Source organism: Flavobacterium keumense (assembly GCF_029866485.1).
In the GTDB taxonomy this organism is placed as follows: Bacteria; Bacteroidota; Bacteroidia; order Flavobacteriales; family Flavobacteriaceae; genus Flavobacterium; species Flavobacterium keumense.
This window is the reverse complement of sequence record NZ_CP092332.1, coordinates 1,514,423-1,530,995: the sequence shown is the minus strand read 5'-3', so window position 1 is coordinate 1,530,995 and position 16,573 is coordinate 1,514,423. Positions and strand designations below refer to the sequence as shown.

Genomic DNA, 16,573 nt, shown 5'->3' with positions numbered 1-16,573 from the left:
ATGAGTGATAGTAAAGCTACAAGAGATTATAGAAAAGAAATTACTATTAAGTTAATTGAAAAGTATAAGGACTTGATTGCTAAAACTTTTGAAGTTACAAATGTTGATTTGCTTCAAGAAGTGATTGATGCTGCAGAATATGATGAAAAGCAAAAAGAAGAAGCGCTTCTTAACGCTATTAAAAAAAGAAAAACATCATTAGACGAAGTAGATAGTTTACTTGATAAAATAGAAAAGCTAGAGAAAAACCTAATTGATATTGAAAAAGGGGTTCAAGAAAATAATGGACAGCCAGAAGAAGAATCTTCTACAAATCCAAATAACAAACATATTAGAAAAGACTAGTGATATTTTATCTCGGAAATATTATCGAAAATCAAGTTGATGAAAATGTTCGCAAAATGCGTAACAAAACTAATCAATGGAAATATGGCTATAACGAGCAAATTGATACGGTTATAATTTCTCGCGATGGAACATTAGGTAGAATCTATAATGTTTGCGGATTAAATATTGGTTTCCCTGAACAGCCAGACCATAAACAAATATTAAACTGGGATAAAACTACCATAAATCAAAAATGGAAAAGAGAAGAAATTCCGAATGATTTAGGAGAGCATAACTGGCACTATGCGAAATTTGAAAACTACATTGATGAATGCCACAAAAGAAGATATGAAGGAGTTTGGGTTTACATAAAAGGCATTCCGGTTTATATTCCAGGAACGTACTATTATGGATTACAATGGATTCGTGAAGAACATCAATACCCAAAGTTTCGTATCATTCAAAATGAATTAATGATATTCTGGGAAGCATGTAAAGCCGATGATAGATGTTATGGTATGCAATACGTTAAAAACAGACGTTTTGGCGCTACTATGCTTGGAATATTTGAATTACTTGAATCAGGCACAATTACATCAAATAAGCTGCTTGGTATAGTTTCTAAAAAAGGTAAGGATGCTAAGAAAATTTTCAATCGTTTGGTGCGTGCATTTAAAAGAATGCCACCTTTCTTTATTCCGGAAACCGATGGTAATACTACACCAAAAACAGAATTAATTTTTGCAAAGCCAAGTCGTAAACGTAAAAAAGGAGAAACTTTAAAAGAAGAAGAAGCTCTTGAAACTGAAATCGTTTGGCATAATACAGAAATTAATGCAATGGACGGTGATAAAATTTTCCGATCTATTTTGGACGAATCAGCCAAATACCCAAAAGAAGTTCCTTTTGATGATTATTGGTATATCGTAAAAACCTCTCATAGAGTTGGACGAAGAATTACAGGAAAATCATTTGTTATTTCAACAGTTAATGATTTAGACAAAGGAGGGCGCGAATATAAAACTGTTTGGGATCAATCTGATATTAGTAAGCGAAATGATAATGGACAAACAAAGTCGGGATTATATCGAATATTTATTCCTGCAAAATATGGATTAGAAGGGTTTTATGATGAATATGGATTTTCAATTGTTGATGAACCAACGGAACCGGTAAAATCAGATATTGGAGATACAATTAAGCAAGGATCGGCTTCATACTTAAAAGCAGAATTAGACGCATTAAAAGATGACCCTGCAAAATATAATGAACAGTTACGTCAGTTTCCAGACACCGAGCGTGATGCGTTTCGTGAATCGGCTGATGAATGCGCATTTGATTTAATGAAATTACTTGAGCAAATAGACCACAATGAATTTGAATTAGAAGATTCAGAATATGGAAATAATTTAGTTGAGCGAGGTAATTTTGAATGGAAAGACGGTATTCAAGATACAGAAGTAATATGGAGACCTAATCTAGAAAAAGGTCGTTTTTGGATTCGTAAAGACGCTCACCCACCACTTGAATATCGAAATCAAAAAGAAATGAAAATGATTCGAGGTGTTTTAGCATGGGCGCCAAAGAATGAACATATTGGTTGCGGAGGTGTTGACCCATACAATAGGAGCAAAACAGTCGATAATCGCGGATCCCAAGGTTCAATACATTTTTCAACAAAATACAATACAGGACCATTCCCAAATAATGCTTTCATTTTAGAATACATTGATAGACCATCAAAAGTAGAATTATTTTACGAAGACGTAATTATGGCAATGGTTTATTTATCAATGCCTATCCTACCCGAATTATCTTCTGAAAAATTTTCTCAATACTTAATTGATAGAAAGTATCGACACTTCGTTAAAAACAATCCATTTAAAAAATGGGACGACATGAGCGATTCAGAAAAAACATTTGGAGGAGTACCGCCGCAAGATGCTAAAATTGGAGATCAACAATACTATGCCGTGGAAGCCTACATAGCCGACCATGTTGGAGTGGCTAGAGATACATCAAATAGACCAATTGGACAAATGGGAGAAATGTATTTCAATAGAACCTTAATTCAATGGAAAGAGGTTGACCCACAAAAGAGAACAAAGTATGATGCTTACATCAGCTCTAGTTTATCAATACTTGGAAATCAAAATAGAATTATCCAAGAAGTTGAAAAACCAAAACCAATGCGCGTACCATTTAAAAAATACGATAACAAAGGCTCTATATCAAAAGCAGTTTAAACCATGGAAACACAAAGAAAAAATTTAGTAAAACTACCAGACCCGCTAGCTTCAATAGAAGAAAAAACATCTCCAGAATACGGATTAGCTGTGGCCGAAATGATTTCGGCAGATTGGTTTAACGGAGGGCTTATTAAAAGCGGATGTGAATTTCTTTCGCGTAGAGATTACGTTAGAAAACAACGACTATTTGTGCGTGGAGAACATGATTTAGATTACTTTAAAAATCAAATGGCTAAAGGGGATAATGACCTTGACTATATAAACTTAGATTGGACTAACATTAACTGGGCAGAGAAGTTTTGTAGAATTGTTTCCAATGGGCTTGATGACGGAAACTATAAACTAGACGTTAGAGCGACCGATAAAATTGCCGCTTTGAAAAAAACAGAAAAGCAAGATTATTACTTAAAATACATGAAATCAAGACCGATGCTCGAAAAAGCAAAAGAGGTGCTTGGAATTGATTTAATGCCAAAAACTTTCATTCCTGAAGATGAAGAGGAAATGAAATTGTATATGGAAATCAAAGACCGTCCAAAGATTGAAATCGCAGAAGAAATACTAATTGACTATGTTTTAAACACAAATGAATGGCAATTTTTATCAGGACAATATAACAAAGATTTAGTTGATGTAGGATTAATCATAGGAAGAATTTATACCGACAAAAATGACGGTGTAAAGCTCGCTTATGTTGATCCAGAAAATTATATCCATAGTAAAGTGACGCGAAATGATTTTGCTGATAAATATTATGAAGGTTATGTCGACACAATTACATTGTCCGACATAAGAAGAGAAAGCAATTTTGATGATGAAACATTAAGAAAAATTGCCAAGTCCTACTCTAGTGTTAATGCAACAAAAGCAATTAAAGATTATGACGCTTGTGGGTTAGATGATATTCTAGATTATAGAATTGACGTTTTGAGATTTGCTTACAAAACAAGTAAAAGAATTGTTTATAAAAAGAAAATTCGTAATGGAGAAACAATTAAAGTAAGCCGTAAAGACGACAACTATATTGCTCCTCAAAGAAAAGACGTAGGTTCTGAAATTGGTGTATTTGATACTTGGCTTGAAGGTAATTACATAGTTGGAACAAATTTCATTTACGGGTATAAAGAATGTGAGAATAACTATGACGATATAATGAATAAGGCAATGTCTCCTTTTGTAACAATGGCATTTGATATTTACGAAAATAGACTACGCTCTTTTGCTGAAAACATTAAGGCACCAGCTAGACAGCTTCAAAAAATATCCTTAAAAATACAGCACTTAGTTAATGAATTAACCCCAGACCTTAAAGAAATAGACTTAGATCAACTTGCCGAATTAGACGATGGTAAAGGTGGTGTAAAAAGAGAAACTTGGGAGACTGCTTTAACACTTATGGGCACAAAAGGAGTTATTTTCAAGAAAAGGATAAACATGGGCGAGGATGGCATCAAAGATAGCCATGCTGCTAGACCAATGCCTTCTCAACAAGGTTCGGCATTAACAATACTTCTAAATGTTTGGGCTCACTACTATAATCTTATTAGAGAAAATACAGGCGTTAATCCGGCTCGTGACGGCTCTATGCCTGCCGATGCCCTAGTAGGTATTAATCAAATGGCTCAATTAGCAAGTAATACCGTAACCAGAAACATTGTAGAAACTTCCGTATCATTTAAGAAAAAAATATCAGAGGTAATTTCAACTAGACTACATACAATTTTTAGCTATAAAGAAGCTAAAAAAATTCGTGAAGTATATGAGAATGTAGTCGGGAAACAAATGCTTGATGCCATGGAGGTTTTAAAAGACAGAAATCTTCATGAATTTGGATTCACTTTTGAAATGATGCCGACAGCAGAAGAAATTAAAAACTTCAATGATATTTTAAACTTGGCAATACAAGAGCAAAATATTGATGTAGAAATTGTATTCCAAACACGTCAATTAGCTAAAGTAAACATTAAGAAAGCTATAGAATACCTAATGTACCACAGACGCAAGCGAATTAAGCAACGCCAAGAAGAACAAATGATGCTGGCTCAAAACAAAAGTCAAAATGATTCTGCAGCAGCACAGACAAAAATTCAAGCAGAAGCGATGGCTTATCAAGGCAAGAAGCAAGTTGATTTACAGTACGAAAGTCAATTAGCTCAGATTGAAATAATGAAACATAAAGCTATGAAAGAAATTGAAGTGCCTTATTCCGATAAAGAATTTGAACAGGATGTATACCTTAAAAAAATAGAATCTATGGCTTCTTTATCTAAAGAGGAATTTAAGGAAGATAGCAAAAATGAGAGAACAAAAATACAAGCCACACAACAAAGTAAGATAGTTGACCAACGAAGCAAAGACAAAGACCCAATAGATTTTGAATCAGAAGACAGGTGGTTTGAAACTGTATGATAGAAAAAATCTATTGCATTTTGTTAAACTATAAATAATTTCTATATATTTGTAACGGTAAATAACTAAAAACTATGGAATCGAATTTAAATAAAGAAACTATCGAAGATCAAGATCAAAATCCTAACGCAGATTTACAAGATCAAAATAATATTGAAAACAACGAAAATAAGGACACTGATTTGAATAATGATCCTGTAGATAACTCGGAACTTGCCCTTGCGTATTTAAGAGAAAACGGTATTGAAGTAAGTTCTATTGAAGACTTGAAAAAGCAACCAGAAAAAGTTGTTGAAAAAGTAGAAGTAAATCCTTACGAAGATTTATTAGATGATGACGATAAGGCTTATTTAAACTTTAAAAAAGAAACCGGAAGGTCTAGAAAAGAATTTGAAGCGTTAAATTATGACTTAGATAATTTACCAAAAATTGATTTGGCTCGTGAAAAAGTTAGAAAAGAAACGGGATTAAACTTTTCAGACGAAGAAGTTGATGAATACATCTCCGAATCGTTAGGAATTGATTTAGAAGACATGAGTGTTTCTGATAAAATAAAATTAGCATCATTCACAAAGTCGATTTTAGACGAAAAGAAAGCAGAACAAGAAAAATACCGCAAGCCAGTTGAAGCGGCTCAACCAGAAAGTAAAGAAGAAAATACTGAGCAAGAATGGGTGAAGCTAGATAATGGCGCGGTGATGTTAAAATCAGAGTATGAAAAATTAACTAATACTCGTCAACAAGAAATTTTAAAAGCTAAAGAATCGGTGAACAGTGTTACTGATTCTGATTTTAAAATTACTATTGACGACAAGGGAACTCAGAAAGAATTGAATTTTACTTATGAATACTCAGAAGAAGACAGGCAGAGCATGGTGTCATTAGTTTCTGATATTGACGGCGTAATTCAATCTCGATACGGTTCCGAAAACGGATTTAACCATAAAAACTTCGCTGAAGATATGCAATGGTCTGATCCAAAATTCAGGGAAAAAGCAATAGCTTCTTTGTTGCATAAAGCAATTGCCGATAGAACAGAAGGGTTATTAAAGGAAAGAGGAAATGTAAACTTCTCTCAAGATCCTTTACAAAAACAAACTAAAGAAGGGGTGAAAATGGTATCTGTAATAGATGCTATAAAAGGAAATTATTAATATTAAAATTATTCACCATGGCTTTTGATTTAAAAACCAACAATTTAAGCGGATTAGCTATTATTACAGAGCCAGATAGCGCTCTTAGAGCTACTCCAGAAAACTTCGTAAATCTTTACGACTACGCGCAACAGTTTCAACCGGAATTAATCCCTGAAATGATGTTTGCAAATGGAAAAGGAAGTATATTAGGATTTATCCGTGCAACAACAATGGGTAAAGAAGGAACATTTGAATCTGATTCTATTCAGCATTCTGAAATAAATAGACTTCACAATACCTTAACAGCAACTGCCACAGGGAACGTGTTTACTTGTACAAAAGCTCATCAATTAAGAGTAAAAGATGTTGTGAAAATTTCTGACGGTTCAAGAGAGTATCAAGCTATTGTTAGCGCTATTACTTCGCCACTAGTATTTACAGCATTATCTGATGGTGCCGCGTTTACATTTAGCGCTAGTAGCGTAACTGTATTATGTGATTTCTCAAACAGACACGCTAAAGGCGATTCTGCTTTTGATAAAGGTAAAAAATGGTCTCCAAAAATCTACAAAAATTATCCGCATATTGTTAAGGAGTATTATGAAGTTTCTGATTCTGATTTAGCACATAAAACGTGGATTGAAACTCCAGAAGGACCTAAATGGTTTAACTTAGAAATGGAGAGAAATAGTACTTTGTTTGATAACAAAGCTGAATTAACCGCTGTTTTGCACAATCGTGCCTTAGATAATGCTCCATCAACATTAGCTGGATTTACTCAAGGTATGAAAGGTGTTGTGCAACAAGTTGAAGAAAGAGGTAATATTTCAAACGATTATATTACTACAACCGTAGGCTTGTCTAATTTGGCATTAAGAGCTAAACGTCAAGGAACTTGTCGTGAGTTTACAGTTTATTCTAATCATATGCAAATGCGCTATTTTAGAGAGTTGGCTGCCGGAGTAAACGCAAGTTTCCTAAATGGATCAAACTATGGAGCATTTAATAACAGTACCGAAATGGCACTTAGTTTAAATTTTGTATCGATTTTTATTGATGGAGTTACGTTCCACTTTACATCATGGGCTTTACTTGACGACCCAACATTATTAGATGCTAACGGTTTTGACGCCACTTCATTAGCATACTTAATGGTTCCAACAGGAACAATGAATGTTACTGAAGAAGGAAATGTTGTTGCTCGTCCTTATTTAACAATGAGATACAGAAGCAATAACATTACTAACCGTAGAAGACAAGTTAAATTCTTCGGAGTATTAGGACAACAAGTACGTGAAGATAAATCTTCTGTAGAAATATTGAGTGAAATGACTAACCAAGTTGTAGGAGCAAACTCTTACTTCGTTGGAAGAAAAGGGTTGTTTTACGCATAAATAAAAACATAGCCCGAAAGGATTTATTCTTTCGGGCTTATTATTAATTTAAAAAAAAATACATAATGGCAAAAGTTATTTTTAGACTAGACTTACAAGAAAAAAAACCATCTACGTGGTCAATTCCGCAAAACAGCGTTATGGCTCCAAAAGAAGACAAAGGAAATAAATTCATTGGGTATTTCCCAGGAGAAGATTCTTGTTTTGTGGAGGACGTACATGCTAAAAACAAAGATTTAAAACAAGCTGACGTTCCTTTATTTGAATTTGATCCTAGTACTGGAGAAACGGATTTATCTGTGGATGAATCAAATGTAGCTTTAATTAACTACTTAAAAACACATCCTTGGTTTGGTAAAAAGTATTTCATTTATTCTGAAGAAGGAGAAGCTGCTGAAAAACTATCAGGATTTGACAATATTGAAAAAGCATTGGAGCTTATTAAAGAATCTGACGAAATCAAAGTTAAAGCAATATCAATGGCTATTTTTGGATTAAGCTCATTTGGTAAATCATACACTCAATGCGCTTCTGAATTAAAAGCAGTTGCAATTAAAACTCCAAGCGTAATTATCGATGCTATGAGTGCTGAGAATTATGAAACCAAATACGTTGCCGGATTGGCATTTGTTTCTGGAATTATCAAATTAAACCCAACACATACCGCAATTGTATGGTCAGACAATGACGGATTAATTTTGCATGTAGCTCAAGGCGAAAACGGATTAGACAAGCTAACTAGCTACCTTACTAATGAAACAAAAGAAGCGCAAGTATTACTTCAAGAGTTTAATACAAGATTAGTAAGTAAAGAGAAAAAAGCAGCTAAGAATTTAGATGCTGAAAAATTACTAAGCGAGAAAGATGCCGAGATTGCTGAATTAAAAAAACAATTAGAGGCTTCAAATAGTCCGAAAACTACCGTTTCACATTCTTCTACAAGTCAAAATGATGAATCAGAAGAATCAGAAGAATCGAAAGGTTTTGATGAAAAATCTACACTGGAACAACTTCAAGAGGATTATGTAAATAAATTCAAAACAGAGGTTCCGGTTAGATATAAAAACGATGAAGTTTGGTTAGCTAAAAAGCTAGCCGAATAAAGATAACCACTATTTTTAGTTTTTTAGTGACTTTTTCCAGATGAAAATGCCTGCTTAACGGCAGGCATTTTTTATTATTAGATATGTTTCCAATTACGTCTAGTCATTATCTTGCAAATGGTATCTTGACCCACGCCATAAATTTTACCTAATTTAGCTTGCGAAACAATACCTTGATATTTTCTAATCTCTAAGACTTGTTTTTCTGTTAATTTAGAATTATTAGAATCTTCACCGTATTTAATTTTCATTAAATTTGAGTTAAAAGCATGCTTTGTGTTTTCCGAATGTGTTACCCATTCAAGATTTTCAACACGGTTATCGTGTTTTATTCCGTTAACGTGATTCACAGAAGGTTTATTTTCTGGATTTAAAATAAAAGCTAAAGCAACCAATCTGTGTGTGAAATATTTTTTAGTGTGATTTTCACCATATAATTGTACGTAAATATACCCATAAGGATTTTTAGTAGTTTTAAGCTGTTTTTCCTTATAAGTCCTTACGCAATCGTGCCTTCCTCCTTTTCTAACTCTAGAACAGCTCTTAACATCACCTAAACTACTTACTTGATATAAGCCCTCATAACCAGGAATATCTTTCCAAATTTCTATTTGATTTTCCATAACAACAAATCCCGACTACAAACAAAGGCTAGTCCGTTTGTCAAGTACTGACAGAAGGCAATGTGAGTAATCGGGTATTTATTTGTAATTTCATATTAACAAACTAGCATCACAAAATTACATAAAAATATCATATTAAATACACATTTGTTACATATTTTTTTTTATTTTTACATAAAATTAAAATAACTGACAAGTGATCTCAATCGATAGAATATACAAAACGGTATTAACATTATCTAATTCAGACATTAGAGGGAATGTTAAACCAACAGATTTAAGATTAGCGATATATGATGTTGTTAATGAGATTGTAGAAGAATATTTCTACGAAGTCAATAGAATGCTAAACAGAGAAAATAGAGGGCTTATTAATGGTGGATTCGAAAACTTACCCGACCGAATCAGAGAAAAAATACTTTACTTTTTAGAGGAAGACGTTTGTTTAAACTATACTGCTCCATATTTTGAATTACCAGCAAACTTACGCTACATAGACAGCGTTCATTATTTAAACTACAATGAAGTTGAATTCTGTAAACACAATAGAGAATTTAAATTATTACTTAGATACGAGGACGCAACTCCAACAGTAGAAAACCCAATAGGTCTTAGGGTAGGGAACAAATTAAGAATTGCTCCAACTTCTATAAGAAGCAATTTGAAAATTTCGTATTTACGAAATCCTAAAGTTCCTAACTGGACTTACACATTTGTTAGTGGAACTGAATTATTTAACCCTTCTGCTGGAGATTTCCAAGATATAGACTTACACCCAAGCGAAGAAAATAAAGTTGTTTTAGGTACTTTAAAACGCTTCGGAATAAACCTTAAAGAAGCAGATTTAACACAATTAGCGGCTGCAAAGGAAACACTAGACTTTAACCAAGATAACGCTTCTTAATTATGGGATGGCAAGAACAAAAAGAATACTATGATAATGAAAGCCTTCACGGAGGCTATCAATTCACTTCTTTAAAAACAATCGTTGATAACATGCTTTTAGAAGCTGAGGACGACGATTCATACATTAAGAACGTAAAGCGGTCTAGAATTATCAACTATGCCAAGCAAGCGATTAGAACTGTTAACAGGCAAGCCGCAAATGACGTCTTAGCAATTGAGGTTACGGTGCCCACTCACCTATCTTGGGTTTTACCGCAAGACTATGTAAACTATGTTAGAATATCGGTTGTAATTCAAGATGCAAGTGATGGTAGTTTTAAACTATACCCGTTAGATGTAAATCGAAACATAAGTGTAGCTACTGGTTATTTACAAGATAATAATGCTGAATTATTATTTGATAGTAACGGAAATACACTAACAGCAGATAGTTCTAATGGCTATGCTAAACCTTTTAAAACATACGTATTTAGTGATGAATACCAACCTACACTTAATACATCAAAATTAAGCAAATACGGAGAGTTTACTATTGATGAAAGAAGAGGAACAATTTTGTTTAGTTCTGATTTGTCAGATCGAGAAGTAGTAATTGAATATACTTCAGACGGATTACAAGCAGAACTTTTAGAAGAAGAAATTACCGTTCATAAATACCTAAGAGAGACTATTGAAAACTGGATATACTTTTCATGTATTGAGAGAAAAAGAAACGTTCCAGCCAATGAAAAACAACGTGCGCTACAAAGATATAGAACGACACTACATCAAGCAAAAATAGCACGTGCCGACTTCAATTTATTACAAATATCGAGAGTACTTCGCTCCCGTTCAATGACGATATAATGCCTATAACTAGAAGAACATACAATCAAGGAAGAATGCAGCTCGATGTTGATAACAGGCTATTACCAGATGGCGAATATCGAGAAGCGTATAACGCAATTGTTTTTAATAACGAATCTTTGGAAGAGGGTTCTGTAAAAAAGTCATACAGTAATAAAAAACTAACCAACTTAAATATAGGTACAAACCCAATCTACATGGGAGGGTATTCGCATCCTTCAAGAAATAGAGTGTATTGGCTTGTGTTGTCGGATTCTGGCTGCTTTCTAATTGAATATGATTTTACCAATAACATAGCCACATTTGTTTTAAAAGACACAAGACCTTTAAGTACTAGAGTATTTAATCTAAAAGCCGATTATTTTTGTACCGGAATACAGATTTTAAGCACCGAAGGCGTAAACAAAGAATTGTTTTTGATGACCGAAGACAATATGCAACCCTTGTGCTTCAATATCGAAAGAGCAAAAACATGGGCCGAAAACGGATTTGAAAAAGAAGATATTTATTTAATTAAAAAACCACCACGTTACGCACCGACAACCATACCGACATTTATTGACAACGCAGGAAATAATTTAGAAGAAAAGTTCTTATCATTTTCTTATAGATACAAATATTTAGATGGAGAATACTCTGCCCTTTCTTCTTTCTCAAACTATAACTTTTATCCAAATAGTTTTAAATTAGATTATGGCTCTTTAGAAAACGTAGGAATGGCGAACTATTTTAACGCTATACACGTTACAATAAACACGGGAGACAAAAGAGTTACAGATGTTCAAATTATTGCGAAAGAGAGTAACTCAAATGCTTTATATTTAGTCGAAACGTTCAATAAGGAAACTCAAAAATGGGGGGACAGCCAAAGCAAATCATTTGTTTTTTCAAATAACAAACTGTACTCTGCCTTACCTGAAAGAGAACTATACCGATCATTTGATAATGTCCCAATCAAAGCAAAAGCATTAACTTTAATAGGTAATATTGGGGTTTTTGGAAACTTTGAAGAGGGTTTCGATTTAGCATTAGCCGACGGAAATAAATTTAAACTAGATTATAATTTAAGTTTAAATTCTAAAAATTTTGAAGGCAATAATTTAGGCTACTCAATTGGGACCAATCAATTCCAAAATGATTTATTAGTTATTGATTTTGGGTCTAGCAAATTAAAGTCTGGTAGCGAAATAACCTTGTTTATTAACTTAGAAAATAATCAGTCTCCTCCTATTAGCTATAATAATACGGTTTCATACTTGCTTACAAAGGACTTTAAAAATGCCACAGAACTCGCAGTTGATGAAGATTTTGTATTTTTTATCACACAATACATGACAAATTTATTTTTGTCAAATTACACTATTACAGAAATACCTAATTCAGATTTAGATTCAAATACTACGTTTACAATACATGACGCTACAGCCACCTCTATAACTATAGAATCAATATCATTAAATTACACTGTTTCTGGAGGTTCTAATCAAATAATAAACTGGAAGTTTACAAATGTTTCCAGTGTTTTATTTTATGAGGACGGAGATGTATCTACTCTTAAAACCAACAGAAGTTATGAGGTTGGATTTGTTTATATGGATGAATTTAATAGGTCTACAACCGTATTGACACAGTTTAAAAACACTCTATTTATACCACATGAATTAGCGCTGTCTAAAAATAAAATTAAGGTTGCCATTTCCCATAAACCGCCAAAATTTGCCGATCGATATAAAATAGTAGTTAAACAAAAAAAACTATCATACCAAGCTATTTACGCTACTACATTTTATGTAGATGGGTTGTTTCGATGGATAAAACTTGAAGGAGAAAATAAAGACAAGGTAAAGGTCGGAGATACTCTTATTTTCAAGTCAGATACAAATGGATTTGTTGAGAATTTAACTAGAGTAAAAGTTTTAGAAATTGAAACTAAAGAAAAAGAGTTTATCGAAGGGAATGTTGATTTAGACGGGAATATCATTAAAGAATTACCTGGGATTTATATGAAGATTAAAACCCCGGCAGGTATTTCAATGGACTACATTAAAGAAGGAATAGTCACGAGAATTGGCGCCAAGGCAAGTAAAGGAGATAGTTTTGATATGTACATTGGTCAATTTAGCAATAAAGTAGAAAATGCTTATGTTGATATTCCCATAAAACAAGGTTCAAGGATTGATATAGAAATTACTAATAAAAAATATGGGAGTAACGGAGGTAGCAAAGAGTTTATCAAAACCTTTTATGTTAGCGCAGATTATAGCAACTTTCAAGCGTGGTACAATGCCGAAGTAAATAATAATACGGGAGATTTTAGCTTCCCAACCAATGGAGTTGTTAGAGGAGAAGACTCTGTGCTAGGAGGATTTGTAAACGACCCAAACGGCGCTTTATACCTTCGAATACATAACGAGCTAAATGGTAACGGACAACACCCATCATACTTAAACGCAACCGTTACCATTAGAGCTGCAAACGGGGTTTTGATATTTGAAACAGAAGAAAAAAAGTCAGACGAGCAAGATATTTATTTCGAAACTGAACAGACTTTTGATATTATTAACGGACTACACCAAGGCAACTTGCAAAACCAAACAAGTTTATTACCAGCAGAAATTGATTTAGATTTTTTCAACTGTTACAGTATGAAGAATGGCGTAGAAAGTTACATTGTAAAAGACGGTTTCAATAAGCCGTATTTAAACATAGACCTTCGTCCTTCGGCAGTTTCTATTGAGGAATATAAATCAGTTAGACGATTTGCAGACTTAACTTATAGCGAACCTTATGTGGAGAGTTCTTCAATCAATGGTTTAAATGTTTTCAATTTATCAATGGCTAACTTTAAAGACGATATTGATAAGCAAAACGGAAGTATTCAATTACTACATAGCCGAGAAAATGATATTGTAGTACTGCAAGAAAATAAGTCCGGAAAAGTATTGTTTAATAAACAAGCTATTTACACAGCAGACGGAAATTCTGCAATCACTACTGGCGGTGGTATTTTAGGGCAGTATATTCCTTATGCTGGCAATAATGGTATTGGAATTAACCCAGATAGCTTTTCGGTAGATGGAAATGGAAGAATAAAATATGCTTCTATTAGAAATGGAAGTATTATCCGATTATCAAATGATGGTATTGAAGAAATAACATACGGATTAAGAAATTTCTTTAGAGATTTATTCACTAATAGAACAAAAGGGAAGATAATTTCTGGTTATGATCCGTTCCTTGACTTAACAACTTTTACCATCGGAGAAAACATAGTCGAAACTCCTACTTATAATTGCGGTACCGAAATTGTAAAAAATAAACTTCAAGAGCCTTTTAGTTATATTTTAGAATTAAACTCGTTTACAGGGCAACTAACATTAAACTACGTAATTTCTGAAGGCAGCGCCACAATTGAAGTTGTTCACGATGGAGTTACATCTGTAATGTCTGGACTTAGCGGAAGTGGGAATATGGTTATAAACAGAAGCAACCTAAATGCTGAGTTTGCTAATATTACTATTACTCCAGTTGGTGGATTAGTTAGCTTTTCAATAGCAAATAATTGCCCGATAGGTATTCCGTTGGAAATTGTTTACGTAGTGTTAAATGACGAAAGCGATTTAAATAAAACCATTACAAATAAATTCAAGGCAGGATCAAATACTTCAATACAGAATGAAGATATATTTTCGGCTTTTCCAATTACAAAATTTGAGAGAACATTTGGGTACGAAGGAAAAAATTCTTTTCCAAAACAAAACGATTTAGTTACAATAGAATCGCTAAAAGAAACAACAAGTACGGGGGAGTTTTTACCATTAAAACAAAATCGCATTGGCTATGTAATATCAACTATTGATTATACAGAAGCTACATTGAACCAACTAATTCAAAGCGCTAATTTTTTAACTCTTACAGAAACTACGCAAGGCGTTAATCAAAATACATTTGCTGGAAATTTTGTGTTTTCAAGATCGTCTAATGCTCAAAAACTATACTTGATTTGGGATTACAGAGATGTTAATTCAACTCAAATATCACTTTGTTATGACGCTTCTAACGGGGCTACTTCTTGTATAGCTTGTAATCCTGTAAACTGCGTTGTTTCAGATTGGTCGGATTGGTCTGAATGTTCTAATGGAAGTCAAAGCAGAACAAGGACAGTAATCACTCCTGCTTCAAATGGAGGAACGGCATGTCCTGTGCTTTCAGAAACAAGATCTTGCACGACAGTGGTAGGACAATCTATTAACTTAAATTATGATATGGCAGACTCACAAAGCGCTTGTGACTTTAACCCTTTAACCTAAACAATTATGGCTTCAAATTCAAATTATTATATTGATACTGCAAGTTTTTCAACAGCTACAGCTGTTTGGACAGACGCTGCGCTAACCACAAAAGCTCCAGACGGATATTATTCTGACACGACAAATTATAGACAACAAGTCAACGGATTATTACAATCAGTTGTTTCTTGTACGGTTCCGCAAGGCCCTTCTATTAATGTTTCAGACGTAATATCTTTTAGTGTATCGCCATTTAATGGAGGTCCGGGAGGTGGCGGTACCGCTTCTGGAACTATAACTGTTATTGGCGGTACTTATCGAATTAAAGCTTCAGCTAGTGTTTATACAAATAACTCAACTAATGTATGGGTAAATGCTACTGTAAATGGAGTTTCGATGTATGCAGAAAGAAATAATTCGACAGGAACTACAAAGTCTGGGAATTATGTTGATTTACCACCCGGAACATATTCTTATTCAATTAATGTTTCAGGAAATGGATTAGGCGGAAGCGGAAGTGCTGGATTAGATATTGTATTAAATTAAAAAATATGCATACCATAACACATAGCGAAAACAATAAAGGATGGACTTCGTTTTGGAGATACATCCCTGATGGTTTTTTAAATTTAAACAATAAGTTTTTGACAATCAAGAACGGCCAACTATGGCTCCAAAATGATATTGAGAATCCGGTCAGAAATAATTTTTACGGAATACAAGATAAAACTAGTATCAAAACTGTATTTAATGAAGCGAGTGCTGATGACAAGATTTTCAAAACTTTAGCACTGGAATCTAATGAGAAATGGAAAGCTACTCTGAAAACCAACCTAACTCAAGGAGAAATAAAGAAAGACGAGTTTAACACAAGGGAAAGCCGACAGTTTTCTTTTATCCGAGGCGATCAAACTCAAGGTAGTTTGTCTGGAAATTCAGCACAAGGGATTGGTGTTATAGTAAGCTATACGGGATTAGTTATTTCTTTTGCAATGATTCCTGACTTAATAAATATTGGAGATCAACTTTATCAAATTAACGTAAGCAATCAAGAATTAATCGGGGCGATAGTAAGTATAGACAGAGTTAATAATACCGTAACCCTTAATCAAATAATTTCCGTTCCGGTGCCTGGGCTATACTCCTACTCTCTTAAAAACTCAAGAATAGAAGGAGAAGAAATGCGAGGTTATTACATGGAAGTAACTCTTGAAAATGAAGATTCAACAAATGGAGAGTTGTTTGCCATTTCTTCAAATATTGTTCAATCATTACAAATAACATAATAAAA

At 33.6% G+C, this 16,573-nt stretch carries 12 protein-coding genes; 11 read left to right on the top strand and 1 reads right to left on the bottom strand.

What is annotated here, in order from left to right:
• The 6 genes from MG292_RS06750 (at position 1) to MG292_RS06725 (ending at position 8,618) form a co-directional block, all read left to right on the top strand.
• Positions 1-345, top strand: a complete 345-nt coding sequence (locus tag MG292_RS06750) for a hypothetical protein (protein WP_264533473.1) — start codon at positions 1-3, stop codon at positions 343-345.
• Positions 346-401: 56 nt separating this feature from the next.
• A complete protein-coding gene (locus MG292_RS06745; RefSeq protein ID WP_264533474.1) occupies positions 402-2,573 on the top strand; it encodes a hypothetical protein in 2,172 nt (723 codons plus the stop codon).
• Positions 2,574-2,576: 3 nt separating this feature from the next.
• On the top strand, positions 2,577-4,985 hold the full coding sequence (locus MG292_RS06740; RefSeq protein ID WP_264533475.1) for a hypothetical protein: 2,409 nt from the start codon (positions 2,577-2,579) through the stop codon (positions 4,983-4,985).
• Positions 4,986-5,059: 74 nt separating this feature from the next.
• Complete coding sequence (locus tag MG292_RS06735; RefSeq protein ID WP_264533476.1) at positions 5,060-6,139, top strand: hypothetical protein; 1,080 nt, start codon at positions 5,060-5,062, stop codon at positions 6,137-6,139.
• A 17-nt stretch (positions 6,140-6,156) separates the two neighbouring features.
• Positions 6,157-7,515 (top strand): hypothetical protein, encoded by a 1,359-nt coding sequence (locus MG292_RS06730; RefSeq protein ID WP_264533477.1) that lies wholly within the window; start codon positions 6,157-6,159, stop codon positions 7,513-7,515.
• A gap of 65 nt (positions 7,516-7,580) precedes the next feature.
• Positions 7,581-8,618, top strand: a complete 1,038-nt coding sequence (locus tag MG292_RS06725) for a hypothetical protein (RefSeq protein ID WP_264533478.1) — start codon at positions 7,581-7,583, stop codon at positions 8,616-8,618.
• Between the two features lie 77 nt (positions 8,619-8,695).
• On the opposite strand, the gene MG292_RS06720 is transcribed toward MG292_RS06725, so the two are convergent.
• Entirely contained in the window at positions 8,696-9,241 is a 546-nt protein-coding gene (locus tag MG292_RS06720) for an NUMOD4 motif-containing HNH endonuclease (RefSeq protein WP_264533479.1), read from the bottom strand.
• 196 nt (positions 9,242-9,437) lie between these two features.
• Here MG292_RS06720 and MG292_RS06715 point away from each other — a divergent pair, with 196 nt between their 5' ends.
• From MG292_RS06715 to MG292_RS06695, 5 genes are read left to right on the top strand one after another with little or no spacing between them, the layout of a single operon-like run.
• Positions 9,438-10,145 (top strand): hypothetical protein, encoded by a 708-nt coding sequence (locus MG292_RS06715; protein WP_264533480.1) that lies wholly within the window; start codon positions 9,438-9,440, stop codon positions 10,143-10,145.
• Positions 10,146-10,147: 2 nt separating this feature from the next.
• Positions 10,148-10,993: a hypothetical protein gene (locus MG292_RS06710; protein WP_264533481.1), complete on the top strand. Its 846-nt coding sequence runs from the start codon at positions 10,148-10,150 to the stop codon at positions 10,991-10,993.
• Positions 10,993-15,303, top strand: a complete 4,311-nt coding sequence (locus MG292_RS06705) for a thrombospondin type-1 domain-containing protein (protein WP_264533482.1) — start codon at positions 10,993-10,995, stop codon at positions 15,301-15,303. The genes MG292_RS06710 and MG292_RS06705 overlap by 1 nt, the downstream gene beginning before the upstream one ends.
• A gap of 6 nt (positions 15,304-15,309) precedes the next feature.
• Positions 15,310-15,828 carry a hypothetical protein gene (locus tag MG292_RS06700; protein WP_264533483.1) on the top strand — a complete coding sequence of 173 codons (519 nt, stop codon included), beginning with the start codon at positions 15,310-15,312 and terminating at the stop codon, positions 15,826-15,828.
• Positions 15,829-15,833: 5 nt separating this feature from the next.
• On the top strand, positions 15,834-16,568 hold the full coding sequence (locus MG292_RS06695) for a hypothetical protein (protein ID WP_264533484.1): 735 nt from the start codon (positions 15,834-15,836) through the stop codon (positions 16,566-16,568).
• Positions 16,569-16,573 lie beyond the last annotated feature (5 nt).